The sequence below is a fragment of the uncultured Dialister sp. genome, from assembly GCF_900538805.1.
Classification (GTDB): Bacteria; Bacillota; Negativicutes; order Veillonellales; family Dialisteraceae; genus Dialister.
On the sequence record NZ_UPZP01000041.1, the window covers coordinates 1 to 16,726 of the forward strand.

14 protein-coding genes are annotated in these 16,726 nt (G+C 53.1%); 12 read left to right on the forward strand and 2 right to left on the reverse strand.

The genetic code is table 11. The annotated features are described in order from the left end of the window. Positions 1–499: 499 nt before the first annotated feature. The 11 genes from QZQ29_RS05255 to hemL all read left to right on the forward strand — a co-directional run bounded on the left by QZQ29_RS05255 (position 500) and on the right by hemL (position 12,541). Positions 500–1,126: a DUF47 family protein gene (locus QZQ29_RS05255; RefSeq protein ID WP_296960666.1), complete on the forward strand. Its 627-nt coding sequence runs from the start codon at positions 500–502 to the stop codon at positions 1,124–1,126. Continuing rightward, positions 1,119–2,111: an inorganic phosphate transporter gene (locus QZQ29_RS05260; protein ID WP_296960668.1), complete on the forward strand. Its 993-nt coding sequence runs from the start codon at positions 1,119–1,121 to the stop codon at positions 2,109–2,111. Before QZQ29_RS05255 ends, QZQ29_RS05260 begins: the two co-directional genes overlap by 8 nt. A 744-nt stretch (positions 2,112–2,855) precedes the next feature. After that, positions 2,856–3,713, forward strand: coding sequence for a ribosome biogenesis GTPase YlqF (gene ylqF / locus QZQ29_RS05265; protein ID WP_296960673.1), 858 nt, complete (start codon positions 2,856–2,858; stop codon positions 3,711–3,713). After that, positions 3,710–4,489 carry a ribonuclease HII gene (locus QZQ29_RS05270; protein ID WP_296960676.1) on the forward strand — a complete coding sequence of 260 codons (780 nt, stop codon included), beginning with the start codon at positions 3,710–3,712 and terminating at the stop codon, positions 4,487–4,489. The genes ylqF and QZQ29_RS05270 overlap by 4 nt, the downstream gene beginning before the upstream one ends. Before the next feature lie 97 nt (positions 4,490–4,586). Continuing rightward, positions 4,587–4,862, forward strand: coding sequence for a metal-sensing transcriptional repressor (locus tag QZQ29_RS05275; RefSeq protein ID WP_296960679.1), 276 nt, complete (start codon positions 4,587–4,589; stop codon positions 4,860–4,862). 1,050 nt (positions 4,863–5,912) lie between these two features. Beyond that, on the forward strand, positions 5,913–6,551 hold the full coding sequence (locus QZQ29_RS05280; RefSeq protein ID WP_296960682.1) for a bifunctional precorrin-2 dehydrogenase/sirohydrochlorin ferrochelatase: 639 nt from the start codon (positions 5,913–5,915) through the stop codon (positions 6,549–6,551). Then, positions 6,520–7,803: a glutamyl-tRNA reductase gene (gene hemA / locus QZQ29_RS05285; RefSeq protein WP_296960685.1), complete on the forward strand. Its 1,284-nt coding sequence runs from the start codon at positions 6,520–6,522 to the stop codon at positions 7,801–7,803. Before QZQ29_RS05280 ends, hemA begins: the two co-directional genes overlap by 32 nt. Next, on the forward strand, positions 7,793–8,719 hold the full coding sequence (hemC, locus tag QZQ29_RS05290; RefSeq protein WP_296960688.1) for a hydroxymethylbilane synthase: 927 nt from the start codon (positions 7,793–7,795) through the stop codon (positions 8,717–8,719). Before hemA ends, hemC begins: the two co-directional genes overlap by 11 nt. A 20-nt stretch (positions 8,720–8,739) precedes the next feature. Further along, positions 8,740–10,260 (forward strand): uroporphyrinogen-III C-methyltransferase, encoded by a 1,521-nt coding sequence (cobA, locus tag QZQ29_RS05295; RefSeq protein WP_296960693.1) that lies wholly within the window; start codon positions 8,740–8,742, stop codon positions 10,258–10,260. Beyond that, positions 10,257–11,243, forward strand: a complete 987-nt coding sequence (gene hemB / locus QZQ29_RS05300; RefSeq protein ID WP_296960695.1) for a porphobilinogen synthase — start codon at positions 10,257–10,259, stop codon at positions 11,241–11,243. Before cobA ends, hemB begins: the two co-directional genes overlap by 4 nt. Then, positions 11,240–12,541, forward strand: a complete 1,302-nt coding sequence (hemL, locus tag QZQ29_RS05305; RefSeq protein ID WP_296960700.1) for a glutamate-1-semialdehyde 2,1-aminomutase — start codon at positions 11,240–11,242, stop codon at positions 12,539–12,541. Before hemB ends, hemL begins: the two co-directional genes overlap by 4 nt. Positions 12,542–13,233: 692 nt before the next feature. Here the strand turns inward: hemL and QZQ29_RS05310 are convergent. Beyond that, a complete protein-coding gene (locus QZQ29_RS05310) occupies positions 13,234–14,241 on the reverse strand; it encodes a hypothetical protein (protein WP_296960703.1) in 1,008 nt (335 codons plus the stop codon). Positions 14,242–14,250: 9 nt separating this feature from the next. Beyond that, complete coding sequence (locus QZQ29_RS05315; RefSeq protein WP_296960706.1) at positions 14,251–14,808, reverse strand: hypothetical protein; 558 nt, start codon at positions 14,806–14,808, stop codon at positions 14,251–14,253. Positions 14,809–15,590: 782 nt separating this feature from the next. Between QZQ29_RS05315 and QZQ29_RS05320 the strand changes: the two genes are divergently transcribed. Next, a complete protein-coding gene (locus tag QZQ29_RS05320; RefSeq protein WP_296960708.1) occupies positions 15,591–16,376 on the forward strand; it encodes a hypothetical protein in 786 nt (261 codons plus the stop codon). Positions 16,377–16,726 lie beyond the last annotated feature (350 nt).

A 16,726-nucleotide genomic window follows, 5' to 3' on the forward strand; every position in this document is an offset into this window, starting at 1 on the left:
CGTAGCACCAGGATTCCCTACCCATCAAGGTGGGCAATGGAAGTATTTAACTTCATGCCCTACACTTACTATACGAGAATGACGATGGGTCGGGAAGGTAATCTCGTAACACAGTCTGATTTCTGACTTCTATCATCTATTCCATGCCCCTATCCTCCGTCGCCTAACGGCGCCACCTTCTTCCTGAGCGCCAGCGAACATAACCTTTCTACACAACCCGCCGCCGTCAGGCGGCCCCAACCTGCGCCGTCAGGCGCACCCCTTTTTTAATTTGCCGCGAAGCGTCCACCATCCCCCCTCTGAACCCTTTGAACCCTCTGAACCCTGCCGCGCCAAGGGCGCGGCTCCACGTCCCTATTTCCAAAAAGCACGCAATGCTATATAATAAGTAAAAAGAACGCATTATTATTTTATCTTTTATCAACAAACTTTACAGAACCTTTACATTCATGCGGTACCATGGATTTAACAGTTTGTGCGTTTTTTACGGAGGACACCCATGTTTAGTCTTGTCAACAAGCACGAAGAGTTTTTTGATTTTCTCGTTACCAACGCGGAGTATTTCCACAAGGGCACCCAGATGGCTCTGGAGGTGCTGCAGGATCCGTCGAAGCTGGAGCGGTATGTAAAGGATGTAAAGACCCTGGAGCATTCGGCGGATAAGGTGACCCATGAAATTTCCGCGAAGATGCGCCATGTGTTCATCACGCCCATTGACCGGGAGGATTTCTTTCTGCTCACTACCACCTTGGATGACTGTGTGGACGATATCCAGGATGTGGTGATGTGCCTGAAGCTGTACCATGCAGGCATTGCTTCGAAGCTGCCGGTGCGGATGGCGGAAATTCTGGTGGAAATGTCGTCGGAGCTTATCGTCCTTTTCCGCCTGCTGAAGTCCATCGATAAGAATGAAACGGAAATCGGTGAAAGAACCCGCAAGATCAATGCGCTGGAAAGTGAAGGAGATGAAATTTACAGAAACGCCATTTCTGACCTGTTTGACGGCACCCATGAGGTGATGGAAATCATCCGCTGGAAGGAAATCATGGAGGCCATGGAAGATACGGCCAACAGGGCAGAGAAGGTGGGGAACCTGATTAAAGAGGTGGTCATGAAGTATGCCTGATATATATATTGTAGGCATCGTGATTGTCCTGGCGCTGTGTTTCGATTTTATCAACGGATTCCACGACACCGCCAACGCCATTGCCACCTGTGTGGCAACCCGTGCTTTAAGCCCTAAAGTGGCAATCATCATGTCAGCCATCCTGAACTTCGTGGGCGCCATGATTTCCACCGGCGTGGCCAAGACCATCGGCGGTGAAATCGTCACTTCTCCCCACATGGTGGATTCGGTGGTGCTGTCAAGCGCCCTGGCGTCCGCCATTATCTGGAATCTTTTCACCTGGCGCATCGGCATGCCGTCAAGCTCCTCCCACGCCCTCATCGGCGGGGTCATCGGCGCTGTCATTATTTCCTATGGCACCGGTGCCATCCACCTATCCGGCGTGCTCACCATCGTCATCGGTCTGGTGCTTTCTCCGGTGTGCGCCCTCATTACGGGCTACATTATGATGACCATCCTTTACATTGCCTTCCGCAACGTAGGGAAATCGAGGGTGAATTATGTGTCCACCCATATCCAGATGCTTTCTGCCGCCCTCATGGCCTTCTCCCACGGCTCCAACGACGCCCAGAAGTCCATGGGCATCATCACACTTGCTCTCCTTTCAGGCGGCTATATCGGCCAGCTGGAAGTGCCCTGGGAAGTGAAGGTGGCCTGCGCCCTGGCCATGTGCTTCGGAACATCGATAGGGGGCTGGAGAATCATCCGCACCGTAGGAAATAAGATTTTCCGCATGCAGCCTGTGAACGGTCTGGCGGCAGACCTGAACTCCGCCATCACCATCTTCTCCGCCACCATGCTCCACCTGCCCGTGTCCACCACCCACGTGGTGACAGGCTCCATCATGGGCGTAGGCTGGGCCACCCGCTTCCGCGCCGTCCACTGGAGTGTGGCCTACCAGATGGTATCCGCCTGGATTATGACCATCCCCTGCACTGCAGCGGTGGGGGCCCTGGTGTACCTCATTATTAAACATATATTGTAAATATTGTAAAAGAAAAGCATCGCCCCTGGGGTGGTGCTTTTTTTATGGGGCGGCTTTATGGATACGCCCTTTCAGGCGTGAGGGTTCAGAGGTTTGACGGGGCTTTCGCCCCGAGGGTGCTTAAGTTTGACATGGCCTGCGGCCATGAGGGTTATGGTGGGCGCCCTTCAAAAAGAAGGGGCGCCAGTATGTATAAAACCTTTACAACCGCCCTGGCGGGCGAAGGGAAAACAAGCCAACCACGCCAGCGGCGTGATGGAAATGCACCCCTTCTGCCGCCTTTGGCGGCGTCTCTCCACGGGAAAGCGTCTCACACGATTCTCAGTCGCCTACGGCTCCCTACGAATCGTGTTCGCTTGCCACCCCGGAGGGGGAGATTCTAGCGGCGCTATAAAATGAGCGACATAAGTTAGCACTAAGAAAAGCGGAAAATAGACTTCCCCCTCCGGGGGAAGTGGTGCGCAGCACCCAAAGGGGTGCATTTCCAACGGGCAGCAGGCCCGGTTGTACGGTTTTCGCTGCCTCCAGCAGCGCTGCCGCCGCAGGCAGTATTAAAAACTCATCGCCGTCAGGCGATACCACCTCCTCTGAACCCTTTGAACCTTTTGAACCCTCTGAACCCGGGGCCGCGCCTAAGGCGCGGCCCCTTCATTAGCAAATGGCTCTCAAAGATATCCAATTTCTTTAATTTATGTTAAAATGGTATGCATAGGTAACCCGGGATGGGTATACCGGGAGGTGTATATGTTAATTCAATGGTTCCCAGGCCACATGACGAAGACGAAGCGGATGATCGAGGATCATCTGAAGGCGGTGGATGTGGTGGCTGAACTGCTGGATGCCAGGATTCCTGCGTCCAGCGCAAATCCCATGGTGGAAGAGCTGGTGAAGGGGAAGCCCCGGATCGTGATACTGAACAAGGCGGATCTGGCGGACCCGCGGCAGACGGACCGGTGGGTTTCTTTTTATCAGAAGAGAAATATCCCTGTGGTGCCCATGAGCGTGGGCAACGGGAAGAACAAGAAGAAGCTGCTTTCCCTCATACGGGAGACGGCAAAGCCCATTCTGGACAAGTGGTACCGGAGGGGGCTGAAGAATCGGTCCGTGCGGCTCATGATTCTGGGTATTCCCAACGTGGGCAAGTCGTCCCTCATCAATTTCCTGGCCGGCACGGCGGCGGCGCGGACGGCAAATACGCCGGGCCATACCCGAGGCAAGCAGTGGGTGCGGCTTTCCGATGGGCTGGACCTTCTGGATACGCCGGGGGTGCTGTGGCCGAAGTTTGACGACCAGACGGCGGCGCTGCGCCTGGCGGCTACGGGGGCCATTGCGGGGGATGTGTTCAATCCCGACGAAGTGGTGCCGGTGCTTCTGTCGTCGCTGGCGGAAACGGAGCCGGAAGTGCTGAAGGAGGTATACCGTATTGACGATGTGAACCAGGACCCCCAGCTGCTCCTGGAAGCGGCCGGACGGAGGCGGGGATGCCTTCTTCCCGGCGGCGCCATCGATTATGACCGGGCGGAAACGGCGGTGCTCCACGATTTCCGAAGCGGCAAACTGGGCCGGATTACCCTGGACCCGGTGCCGGAGGAGGAAGCATGACCATTTCCGAAATCCGGGAAATTCTCAAGAACGATGACGTGCCGGAAGAGGTGCTGAAGGAAATCCTTGCGGACCAGCGGAAAGGGGCGAAGACCCTCGTTTCCTCCTACATGCGCCGCCTGGAGCGGGAAAGCAGGGAACGCATGCGGGTGGAGGCGCTCTATGAGGTGGAAAGCGAATTTTACAAAAGGGGCATGACCCACATCGTAGGTATCGACGAAGTGGGCAGGGGCCCCCTGGCCGGTCCCGTGACGGTGGCGGCGGTCATTCTTAAACCCCACTGGTTTGTACCGGGCCTCAACGATTCCAAGAAAGTGACGCCGAAGCACAGGGAAGAAATTTCAAAAAAAATCCACGAAGAAGCGGTGGACCTCTCCATCGTCAGCATGCCGCCTGAGGAAATCGACGCGGTGAACATTTACCAGGCCACCATGGAGGCCATGTACCAGGCGGTGAAGAACCTTCATGTCAAGCCCGATGCCGTCATCGTAGACGCCATGCCCCTCCATTTCCCGTTTCCCACCATTTCCATGGTCCACGGCGATGCGAAAAGCGCCTCCGTGGCGGCGGCGTCCATAGCCGCCAAGGTCTACAGGGACAGCCTTATGGACGACTACGATAAGAAATACCCGGGATACGGCTTTGCCCAGAACAAAGGCTACGGCACGGCGGAACACATCGAAGCCCTCCGACGCCTGGGCATCACTCCCATCCACCGGAAGAGCTTCGAACCCGTCAAGAGCATGCTCTACGAAGGCTGGGAAAGCGGAGAATAGAGAAGTTTTATAGGAAATAAAGGAACGTGAAAATCCACGTTTCATAGTCGTATGGAAGCTGTATGGAAGCATACAGCCGTCGGTTGGGAGAAAAGATATGAAACAATGTATGGACGCAGACAACCTTCACCGAAGGCTCAAAAAAATTGTCGGGCAGGTGCAGGCCATCGACCGCATGGTGGACGAAGATGTACCCTGTGAAGACATCATCACCCAGGTGAACGCAGCCAAATCGGCGCTCCACAAAGTGGGCCAGATTATATTGGAAGGCCACCTCCAGCACTGCGTAAGAGATGGCATCGAACATGGAGACGCCGAAGAAACCATAGCGAAATTCGCCAAAGCGGTGGAGAGATTCTCGAATATTATATAAGGGGCTGGGGACACGCCGCAGGCGTGAGGGTTCTCAGGTTTGACGGGGCTTTCGCCCCGAGGGTGCTTAAGTTTGACACGGCCTGCGGCCATGAGGGTTGTGGTGGGCGGCTGCGCCGCCAGTATTATAAAACCTTTACAACCGGGCTTCGCCCGATGGAAAACAGGTCAACCGCCCTTCGGGCGAAGGAAAAGCGTTCCCCCTTTGGTGGCTGGCGCCACCACCTTTCCCCCGCAAGCGGGGGCACAACAACCCGTGATTTACTTTGTGCCACTTGTGAGATAATTGCTTCACGGAGCTTTATTGTCCCACCGCACAGCGGGGGGAAGGTGGTGCCGTAAGGCACCAAAGGGGGAAAAGTCGCCGTAGGCGACTAATTCACCGTAATACTGTTCATCGCGTATGAGTCCAAGGAAAAGCTTAGAGCAGCCTTCCCGCCGACTTGTATTTACTACCGAATGTCTCATAAGCGGCCCTTACCGAGATTCTTCGCTGACGCTCAGAATGACGGTGAGGGCGGGAAGAAAACCCCGTAACGCAGGCTCCCTCCCCAGGAAGGAGCTGGGCGAAGCCCTGAGGATAGGTCCGAATTTTTCCCCAAGAACTGACGCCCCTATCCTCCGTCGCCTAACGGCGCCACCTCCTTCCTAAGGAAGGAGGCTCTTACTCTCCGTCATGCGGCACTGGTGACGCAAAAGCAAGTCCCGTAACGCTGACTTTATACTCATCGCCGAAGGCGATACCTTCCCCTCTGAACCCTCTGAACCTTTTGAACCCGGGCCGCTTCGCGACCCTTGGGCGATACCACAACCCTCGGTGCCCAAAGGGCGCTGAACCCTTTCTTACAAAACTTTATCAATCCATAAGCAACTGTTACTTTAAAACGAGAAAACAAAAGAATAAAATGAGTAAAAATTACATCAACATTGAATAACATTAGAACTATCTGCCAGGGCTCCGCTTTTGTTGTCACTGGCTTATTCCGGTGTTACAATTTTAATTGCGGTATAAGATTTTTTAGCGTGCCGTTTGTTATTCATGGAGGTTTTTTTGTATCCTGTCAATTTGAAAATGAAGGGCCTTTCCTGCCTGGTCATCGGCGGGGGGCATATTGCTCTCCGGAAGGTGAGGAAGCTCGTTTTGGAAGACGCAGAGGTGACTGTGCTGGCTCCGGAAATTTCGGAGGAGCTCATGCAGTACTTCAGGGAAAAGCGTATTTCCTGGAAGCGGGCAGCCTACAGGGCGGGGGACACGGAGGGGTATCGCTTCGTGGTCACCGCCTGCGGCATCCGGGAGGTGGCTCAAGCGGTGCATGAGGAGTCCCTTCATCATTCCTTTTTGTATAATGCGGCGGATTTCCCGTCTCTGGGAAACTGCTCACTGCCCGCTGCCTTTGAGACGGGGGGGATTCACTTTGCCATTTCCACCGACGGCCGGTCGCCGGCCATGGCGAAATACGTGAAGAACTGGCTGAAAGGAAAGATTCCCTCTTCCTTTGGCGTGTGGCTTGACAGGGTGGCTCTTCTTCGGGAGGAGCTCAGAAATGAAATCGGCGAGAGCCGGCGGAGGGAAGCTTTTTGGCATGTTGTATTTGACGATGAGATTATGAATCTTGTCCTTGCAGGGAAATTAGACGAAGCAGAGGAGCGTGTGCGTAATGCAGTTGGTTGTTTTAGGTCTGAATCATAAGACCGTTTCCGTAGACATACGGGAGCAGTTTGCCATTTCCGAGGAAAGCGCCAGAAGCGGCCTTTCCCATCTGGATGAGCAGGAGGGCATTGAGGAAGCGGTGGTGCTTTCCACCTGCAACCGGACGGAAATCTATGCGGTGCTGAAGGACAGTTCCGCGAAGAAGACGCTGGAGCAGTTTTTCCTGGCCCTCTCGGGAAACAGCGAAGCGAAGAAAGAGTATTTCTTCTACTTTGAAGGGGAGGCCTGCATCCGCCATCTTTTCGAGGTGGCATCAGGGCTGGATTCCATGGTGATTGGCGAAAGCCAGATTCTGAACCAGATTAAGACGGCCTACACCATGGCCCTTGCTGAAAAGGCAACGAAGACCATTCTGAATACCCTTTTCCATCGGGCCATTACTACGGGCAAACGGGTGCGCACGGAGACCCGTATTTCCTACAGCGCCGTGTCCGTGAGCTACGCCGCTGTGAAGCTGGCTGAAAAAATCCTGGGCGGCCTGGATGACCGGACAGCCATGGTTTTCGGTGCCGGTGAGGCTGCGGAGCTTCTGGTGAAGAATCTCATGGGCAAGGGCCTTAAGAAAGTGATCGTCACCAACCGCCACATGGATAAGGCGGAGGATCTGGCGGCGAAAATTAACGGCGAAGCGGTGCCTTTCCACTGCGCCCTGTCCCATGCGGACGATGTGGATATCATTGTCACCGCCACCGGCGCGTCCCAGTACATTGTGAAAGCCTGGGATGTGAGAAATCTCATGATGCGCCGCGGCACCCGTCCCCTGGTGGCCATTGATATCGCCGTGCCCTGCGACATTGAGCCGGAGGTAGGCAATATCCGGAATGTCACACTCTACAACATCGACGACCTGCAGGAAATCGTGGCTAATAACATCCGTTTCCGGGAGGAAGAAGCTCGGCGGGCGGAGGTGATTGTGCAGGAGGAAATCCAGTCTATTGAAGACCGTTTCAAATATTTAAGTACCCGTCCCGTCATGGTGTCCCTCTCCGACAAGGCCGAGGAAATCCGGCAGCGGGAGCTGCGCCACGGTTTGGCTAAAATTGAGGGCCTCACCGATGAGGACAGGAAGGTGCTGTCCCACATGACACACATGATTGTGCGGAAAATCCTTCGGGAACCCATGATTCATCTGAATGAATACGCCGGCACGGAATGGGAGTCGGAGGACAAGTCTGCCGTAGCCCGCCTGTTCAAGCTGGACGTAAGAAAGGGGCAGGAACTTGAAAAATAAAATCACCATTGCCACCAGGGAAAGCCTTCTGGCCCTCTGGCAGGCCCATTATGTAGAAAACCGCCTGAAGGAGCAGTATCCGGGACTGACGGTGGAGCTCCTTCCGGTTACCACTAAGGGAGACCAGATTCTGGACCGTCCATTGGTGGAAATCGGGGGTAAAGGGCTTTTCATCAAGGAACTGGAAGTGATTCTTCTGGAGAAAAAGGCGGATATTGCAGTCCATTCCCTGAAGGATATGACCGCCGAATGCCCCGAAGGGCTCACCATTGCGGCTGTTACGAAAAGGGAAGATCCGCGGGACGCCTTCGTTTCCAACAAATACAAATCTCTGGATGAGCTCCCCGCCGGCGCGAAGGTGGGCACTTCCAGCCTTCGACGGCAGGCCCAGCTTCTCCATGCAAGACCGGACCTTGTGATCAAGTCCCTTCGGGGCAATGTGCAGACGAGGCTCCGCCATCTGGATGAAGGGGACTTTGACGCCGTCATTCTGGCGGCGGCGGGCCTCAAGCGTCTGGACCTTGCTGAACGCATTACTTCCTATATTTCCACGGAAGACAGCATTCCGGCCGCCGGCCAGGGGGTCATGGCGGTGGAAGCCAGGAGCGATGATGAGGAGACCCTGAATCTCCTGTCCTTCCTCCACGATGAAGAAGTGGCTTCCTGTATCCGTGCGGAGCGCTCCTTCCTGGCAAGGGTTGGGGGCGACTGCAAGGTGCCCGCCGGCATTTACGCGGTGCCCGAAAAGGGCGGCATCTCCGTGGAAGCCTTCATCGCTTCTCCCGACGGAAAAGAGCTGTACCGCGGAAAGACAGAAGGTCCCATTTCCAAAGCGGAAGACCTTGGCAGTGCCATGGCCGGCAGGCTTCTTGACGAAGGCGGCCGGAAGGTGCTGGAAAAACTGCAGAAGATATAAATGAATTGAGGAGATTTTACATGAAAAAAGGGAAAGTCTATTTAATCGGCGCAGGCCCCGGAGATCCGGAACTTCTGACACTGAAGGGAAAGCGGTGCCTGGAGGAAGCGGACGTCATTGTGGGAGACTACCTGGCGGACAGGCGGCTCCTCCGCTACGCCCGCCCGGACGCGGAATATGTGTACGTAGGCAAGAAGGCCGGCTGCCATACCATGAAGCAGCATGAAATCAGCCTCCTTCTGGCGGAAAAGGGAAAGGAAGGGAAGATTGTGGCCCGTCTCAAAGGCGGGGATCCCTTCGTTTTCGGCAGAGGGGGAGAGGAAATCGAGGTGCTCCGTGAGGCCGGCGTCCCCTTCGAAGAGGTGCCCGGCATTACCAGCGCCATTGCGGCGCCTGCCTATGCGGGCATTCCCGTCACCCACCGCGGCGTGGCTGCGTCCTTTGCGGTGATTACGGGCCATGAGGACCCAACCAAGGACAAATCTTCCATTCACTGGGATAAACTGGCCGGCGGCGTGGATACCCTCATTTTCCTCATGGGCGTAGGCCATACGGCTCTCATTGCCTCCCAGCTCATGAAGTACGGAAGAAGCGCTGATACGCCGGCCGCCTTCGTCCGCTGGGGCACCCGTCCCTATCAGGAAACCTATACCACCACCCTGGGAAGGGCAGCGGAGGATGTGGAAAAAATGCACATCCAGCCGCCGGCGGTATTCGTGGTGGGGGATGTGGTAAAGCTCAGAGAAGAAATGCGCTGGTTTGACAACCGTCCCCTCTTTGGGAAACGAATCATCGTCACCCGTTCCCGCACCCAGGCTTCCCGTCTGGTGAACGTGCTGGATGAAAAGGGCGCGGAAACCCTGGAAATCCCCACCATTGCTATCAAAGACCCATCCGATGATTTTAAAGGCATGGATGAAGCGCTTGACCGCCTTGAAATGTACGACTGGCTCATTTTCACCAGCCAGAACGGCGTGGATTCCTTCTTCAGCCGCCTCTACAAGTCCGGACGGGATACCCGCGCCCTGGGCCATGTGAAAATCGGCGCCATCGGACCGGCCACGGCCCGCCAGCTCACCCGCCATGGCCTTCACGCCGACTGCGTGCCTGAAAAGTACAAGGCCGAAAACCTGCTGGCCGAAATGAAGCCCCTCATCAAGGGCTATGAAAAGGTGCTCATTCCAAGGGCCAAAGTGGCAAGAAGCGTCCTCCCCGAAGGGCTCCGCGCGCTGGGCTGCCGGGTGGACGTGGTGGAAGCCTACCGCACCGAAGCGGACACAGCCCATAAGGAAGAACTGTTGGACGTGCTGGAACACCACGGCGCCGACATTATTACCTTCACCAGCTCCTCCACCGTGTACAATCTCATGAGTCAGATCGACGGCAGGACAGAACTTTTGAAAGGCGTCACCCTGGCATGCATCGGACCGATTACCGCCGCCACATGCCGTAAATATAACCTGGAACCATCTATCATTTCTGAAGTCTATACGATTGATGGCCTTGTCAATGCAATTGAAAAAGGAGTCGAAAAGAAATGAAATTAAACACACTTCGCCCAAGAAGACTGAGAAGAACGGAAGCCATCCGTTCCATGGTGAGAGAAAATTCCCTGGAACTGAATGATTTCGTCTATCCTATTTTCGTGGTGCCCGGCACCAACGTGAAGGAAGAAATCCCCAGCATGCCCGGACAGTACCACCTGTCCGTGGACAATGCGGTAAAAGTGGCGGAAGAAATCTACAAAATGGGCATTCCCGCCGTCGAAGTCTTCGGCCTTCCGGAATACAAGGACGACATCGGCTCCTCCGCCTGGGACATGAACAGCCCCGTGCAGCGCGCCATCCGCGCCATTAAGGAAGCGGTGCCGGACCTCGTTATCGTCGGCGACGTATGCCTCTGCCAGTACACCAAGAGCGGCCACTGCGGCCAGCTCAAGGGCCATGAAGTGGATAACGACCCCACACTGGAACTTCTGGCCAAAGTCGCCCTTTCCCAGGCTGAATGCGGCGCTGACATCGTGGCTCCTTCCGATATGATGGACGGCCGCGTGGCAAAAATCCGTGAAACCCTGGACGCCAACGACCTGCAGAACGTTTCCATCATGTCCTACGCCGTAAAATACGCCTCCGGCTACTACGGACCCTTCCGCGACGCCGCTGACTCTGCGCCCCAGTTCGGCGACCGCAGAGGCTACCAGATGGACCCCGCCAACAGCCGCGAAGCCATGAAGGAAGTGGACCTGGACATGGCTGAAGGCGCCGACATTATCATGGTGAAACCGGCCCTGGCCTACCTTGATATCGTCCGCCAGGTGAGAGACCATATCAACCGCCCCGTAGCCACCTACAACGTTTCCGGCGAATACGCCATGGTGAAGGCAGCCGCAGCCAAAGGCTGGATCGACGAAAAGAGAATCGTCATGGAATCCCTCCTCTGCATGAAGAGAGCCGGCGCAGATATTATTATTTCCTACCATGCTCCCGATGTGGCTAAATGGCTGAAGGAGGAAGCAGGCAAATGATCGACCTTACCAAGTCCAAAGCCGCCTTTGAAGAAGCCAGGAAATACATGCCCGGTGGCGTCAACAGCCCTGTCCGCTCCTATCCCCACATGGGCTGTCCGCCTCCCTTCATCAGGGAAGCCCACGGCTCCCACATCACCGACATTGACGGCAACACCTACATCGACTACGTAGGCTCCTGGGGCCCCATGGTCTTGGGCCACGCCCATCCCGCCGTCATCAAAGCCATCAAGGCAGCCGCTGAAAGAAGCACCAGCTACGGCGCACCCACCCTTCTGGAAACGGAAATTGCCGAACTCATCCACCAGGTGTACCCGTCCATTGAAAAAATGCGCATGGTCAACTCCGGCACCGAAGCCACCATGAGCGCCCTCCGCGCTGCCAGAGGATACACCGGAAGAGACAAGATTCTGAAATTTGAAGGCTGCTACCACGGCCACGGCGACAGCCTCCTCGTCAAGGCAGGCTCCGGAGCCGCCACCTTCGGCAGCCCCGACAGCGCCGGCGTCACCAAAGGCACCGCCAAAGACACCCTGGTGGTTCCCTACAACGACATTCCCGCCTTCACCAAGATGATGGATGAGAAGGGCGATGAAATCGCCGCTGTCATCGTAGAACCGGTGGCAGGCAACATGTGCTGCGTACCTCCGGTGGAAGGCTTCCTCGAAGCCCTCCGCAAAGAAACCGAAAAACACGGCACTGTCCTCATATTCGACGAAGTCATGTGCGGCTTCCGCACCACCTTCCACGGCGCCCAGGCCCGCTACCACATCCACCCCGACATGACATGCCTCGGCAAAATCATCGGCGGCGGCCTCCCCGCAGCAGCCTACGGCGGCAGAAAAGAAATCATGAACTGCATCGCCCCCGACGGCTCCGTCTACCAGGCAGGCACCCTCTCCGGCAACCCTCTGGCCGTTACCGCCGGCATTGAGACATTGAAACAGATGATGGCCATTCCGGACTTCGATAAGATTCTTGAAAAGAAAACAGCTGACCTCCTTTCCGGCTGGAAACAGGCCGCAGACAAAGCAGGAGTCCCCCTTATCTGCCACCACTCCGGCTCCATGTTCGGCATCTTCTTCTCCGAAAAAGACGTCCTCAACTACCACGACGCCTGCGAAGCCAATGCCGCCCGGTTCAAAGCCTGGTTCCTCTCCATGCTTGACCAGCACATCTACCTCGCCCCGTCCCCCTTCGAAACCCTCTTCATGTCCTACGCCCACAGCGACGAAGACATCGAAAAAACCATTAAAGCGGCGAACAAAGCCATGGAAGAAGCGGCAAAAGTGAAATAAAAAAAGGCACTCCCGAAAAGGGGGTGCTTTTTTTGTGGACACGCCCTGCGGGCGTGAGGATTGACGGCCCTTCGGGCCGAAGGTTCTTAGGGTGCTAAAGTTTGACAGCGGCTTTGCCGCTGAGGGTTGTGGTAGGCGCCCTTTAAACAATTGAAGGCGCCAGTTTGTATAAAACCTTTACAACCGCCCTGGCGGGCGAAGGTGGCTATTGGCTGGTGGCTAGTGGCTGGGGGGCCCGCCTCCCACCGTCATCCTGAGCGCAAGCGAAGGAACGTCGGTCGACCAATTAAAAGGGCCTTCCTTTTGTCCGGCTGACCGGTGAAGAGGGGGCCACGAAGTGGCGCAGGGGTGTACTACGCTACAAGGCGAAATGACACTCTATGCTGACCTGATTGCCAATCGGCAGCTTTCCCGCCGACTGATATTTAGTAGCATTTGTCTCAAATATGCCACGTATCGAGATTCTTCACTTCGTTCAGAATGGCGAGTGGGAGGCGGGAAGGCAAGCACGTAACGCTGACTTTATACTCATCGCCGAAGGCGATACCTTTCTTCCCCTGAGCGTCAGCGAACACAACCCTTCTACACAACCCGCCGCCGATAGGCGGCCCCAACCTGCGCCGTCAGGCGCGCCCCCCTTTTATTACTGCTGCGAAGTGTCTCCGTTGGCCCGGTCAATCTTAAGAACTTTTTTACTCTTTAAATCCATCGAAGACGTAGCAGACTTTATTCTTTCTGTTCCCATCTTCATGGATGCGGATGGTATGGCTTACGGGGGCCAGGTAGTTGATGTCTTTGTTGAAGGGGTGGGTTTTCTCTTTGTCGAAAAGAACTTCTATGGCTCTGAAGGAGGCATTGGTACCCGGACGTTTTTCCGGCAGGAAGCGGAATTTACCTTTTTCCAGACTGATTTCTACGAAGGTGCCTGTGATAATCTGTTCTTTGGCATTGGCAGCTTCTATGAGCCGTTTTTCGTAGTAATTATCAAGGGTGTGGGTGATGTCCCTGATGTTTTCATGGGGAACGTGGATGATGGGAGCTTTTTCTTCATTGAGCCAGTGGGCGTCCATGTCCAGATTCTGGTTTTTGATTTCTGTGTACAGGTTTTTGAAAGTAAAGGTTGTCTTTTCACTCCAGCTGTCCAAGCGGTCCTGGGGCTTTTTTTTGTTGATGGAATTAAGGACGCGGAGAAATTCTTTTCCTGTAAGGTAGAAGAGTTCCTGGTGCCTTACTGTGTCGTCGTCTTTGAAGAGGCCCTCATTTCTAAGGACTCCCAGGCGGATGTTCAAAGATCCCGGTGTGGTACCCATGAAGTGGATGGGGCTGGTGTTGTGGAAAGCTAGGCCTTCTTCGTTTCTTTTATCTTTGATGTCATTCATGAGGCTTGAGAGGCTGTCCTTCAGCTTGTTCATGAGGCAGATGTATTTGTCCAGGGTCATGAGGCCAGACGGCGTCTCCAGTCTGGTGAGGTGGAAGTTAATGATTTCTTCCCGTTCTGTCAGTTCTTTCCTGATTTCACGGGCCCTTTTCATTTTGTCGTCATAGGCGCTTTTTGCGCTGGCATCAGCCAGTTTCATGGCAAAGTCCATGTGTTCTTCGCCTACATTGTTCTTGTAGTAGTCCAGAAAATGCTTTTCAAAGGCCAGGTCCTGTTCCAGCCGGGCGAGTTCAAGGGTAAGGTCTTCGGTAGTTTGAATCATAAGAGCCTCCTAGTCATCGTCTTCCATATCTTCATCGTCTTGCAGGTCCATTTGGAAATAGCCGCTTTCTCTTTCATCAATACCTTTAGCCATTGCTATTTTTGCCATTTCCAGCCGTTTACGATGAAGTTCAGCTATAAAGTCGTTATCCTGCGTCTCAGGAAGAGGCAGAATATGCAAACAGCAGTTTGTATGTTTGAAGAGCTTTTTAAACGCTCTTCCGTTGTCCAGGCTGTGATCTACATATTTCATGAGGTATTTACGGCAGTGGGGATCCAGAAGATTTAGTATACTTACAGGAATAATGATGTAAAGGTCTATTTTCTCCGGATTGACTATACCGGAGGCATAGTCACCGGCAATGAAGGTATCAAATCTTGGATCATTGATTATTTGACCGAAAAATCCCGTGATGCAGTCTGCCTGTTCAATAAGAGGTGCTCGGGTTACAGAATCAGGAATTAAATTTTCCATAACTCCCCGGAGGTGATTATAGCGGATAAGGATGGGACCGGTGGGGGTAATGTTGTTGTAGCCATCGATTGCGAAAGGTGTCTCATTTTCCATATGTGCTGCCTTCCTTATGAAATTGACCGAATCAGTTGTTTGTTAAACTAATCATACCATAAGGAATAGGAATATAAAATAGATTCTGTAAATATTTGAAATAGAAATATAAGTTTTTTACAGGGAGACCGAGAAACTTTTCCTGAGATGGGGATAGTGGATTTTATTTTATATGAATCGGCTCTTTTTTAATTGTAAGCACGACAAAAACACGGAATTTGAGTTCCGTGTTTGAATGAAACCGCCATGAATCGATGAAGACGCTCTGCCTGCCGCCGGGATTTGTGAAATCGGTGTGACCCGTTTCTCTCTAAGCGGTGGTGCTCCTAACGTATCGTCAAAGCCATTTTCAATATGCAGTTTGGAAGGTGCCGTGTTTTTGCCTTGCTTCCGAAAGGGGCCCGCTTTCGGGGAGGGGAAAGGAAGGCTCCATGATCATCCGGAGGAAAGAGAGCTGCCTGTGAAGTCTGCCTGTCCCAGGAAAAGTACTCAGGTTTTCTTCACTGCTGCTTTATGTCTTTTCAGCGGTTCTAGAAGGAGGATTGATTTCCCTCTCCACTTATTTATATTGCCTGAGCGAGCCAAAATGTAACCTTTTTGGAAAGAATTTCGTTATTATGATATTTTATTCCTATATGTGATAAGTTATACTCTTTATTCAGACTTGATTTCATGTTATGAATTTAGGTATGATATAATAAATAATATATAAATCACCTGCGGGCTATATCCGGAATCTGCATGGAGCTCTTTTCATCTGCTGTTGAAAGGGGGCGGATGTCATGTCGAAATTGTCTGAATTGGATCGAATCAAAGGTTCTAAGATTCTTGCTATTATAACGATTTCCCAATCACAGCTTGAGTGTCAGGATTATGATTCCTTAAAGTTTATGCAGTGGCCTCCATGCACTGTTCCGGGAAAAGAGAAGCGGCTTGCTGTCTTGTATCAATGCCCGTCAGGAAAAATTCGGCTTCTTAAATTAAGCTGCAGTATGGATACTGCACTAAGCCAGGTAGGACGCTTTTTAGGTTCGACCTGGGAAAAAAGTGTTTTTAAAGTGGAGCGGAAGGAGAAATCTGCAAGATCCCGGGGATATCCCCGGAAATTTGAGAAGACGCAGCAGGTGTTTTCTTATTTTAAAGGGCCCTATGGACAGGGATATTATGATGTTTCTTTGTATAGTAGTATACAGAGGGATGAGGAGGGAAAACTTCTTATCTGTCTTCAGGGCGAAATCAGTCTTCCGGCTGATGGGAGTGAGAAAGCCATCTATACCCACATGCGGGAGGCCAGGATGGCCTTAAAAAATATCTGCCATTCCTGGAATGCTTCCCAAGAGCAAATGAAAGAATCCCTTCAGATCTGGAAAACGGATGAAGAAGAAAAATTAAAGAAAGGTGAAAAGTATATCTCCCCGGCGGCAGAGAAGAGCAGCCTGGTAAAAAAGAGCGACTTAAAGGTTGGAAGACACCAGCCAGCATGGTGGAAGCTTATTTTGGAAAAACTTATAAAGAGCTGCCTGAAGGGTACAGCGAGCTGCAGAAGGAATGTTATCGAAGAAGACTGACTAAGATTTTCGAAGCAAAGGCTTACGATTTGATGCTGAATCTAATGGATGAAACGGCAGAGGAATGATTTTGGTTATAAAAAATTTCCATGAAACGGAATTTTCCGGATTCATGGATTTTTTTATTGGCAAAAAACGGCTGTTATGAAAGTCCCAATAAGGTAAAAACGGGATTTGGACTTTCATTTACTGCTTTTCCCTCTTTCAAAGGGGGAAACTCTGCTTTTACCGGATTTTATGAATCATTCTTTTCATGATATTTTGAGATTGAGCTCAGGGAAAACAGATTTCCCTATCAAAGGAAAAGGCCTTTTCCAATTTTTTCATAAAGGAGATTTACTATGGAAATT

Excerpts from the sequence above, each read along its gene's own strand:
- QZQ29_RS05255 (WP_296960666.1), top strand. The coding sequence starts at position 500 with ATGTTTAGTCTTGTCAACAAGCACGAAGAGTTTTTTGATTTTCTCGTT.
- QZQ29_RS05260 (WP_296960668.1), top strand. The coding sequence starts at position 1,119 with ATGCCTGATATATATATTGTAGGCATCGTGATTGTCCTGGCGCTGTGT.
- hemB (WP_296960695.1), top strand. The coding sequence starts at position 10,257 with ATGAAATTAAACACACTTCGCCCAAGAAGACTGAGAAGAACGGAAGCC.
- hemA (WP_296960685.1), top strand. The coding sequence starts at position 6,520 with ATGCAGTTGGTTGTTTTAGGTCTGAATCATAAGACCGTTTCCGTAGAC.
- cobA (WP_296960693.1), top strand. The coding sequence starts at position 8,740 with ATGAAAAAAGGGAAAGTCTATTTAATCGGCGCAGGCCCCGGAGATCCG.
- QZQ29_RS05310 (WP_296960703.1), bottom strand. The coding sequence starts at position 14,241 with ATGATTCAAACTACCGAAGACCTTACCCTTGAACTCGCCCGGCTGGAA.
- QZQ29_RS05270 (WP_296960676.1), top strand. The coding sequence starts at position 3,710 with ATGACCATTTCCGAAATCCGGGAAATTCTCAAGAACGATGACGTGCCG.
- ylqF (WP_296960673.1), top strand. The coding sequence starts at position 2,856 with ATGTTAATTCAATGGTTCCCAGGCCACATGACGAAGACGAAGCGGATG.
- QZQ29_RS05320 (WP_296960708.1), top strand. The coding sequence starts at position 15,591 with ATGTCGAAATTGTCTGAATTGGATCGAATCAAAGGTTCTAAGATTCTT.
- hemL (WP_296960700.1), top strand. The coding sequence starts at position 11,240 with ATGATCGACCTTACCAAGTCCAAAGCCGCCTTTGAAGAAGCCAGGAAA.
- QZQ29_RS05315 (WP_296960706.1), bottom strand. The coding sequence starts at position 14,808 with ATGGAAAATGAGACACCTTTCGCAATCGATGGCTACAACAACATTACC.
- QZQ29_RS05275 (WP_296960679.1), top strand. The coding sequence starts at position 4,587 with ATGAAACAATGTATGGACGCAGACAACCTTCACCGAAGGCTCAAAAAA.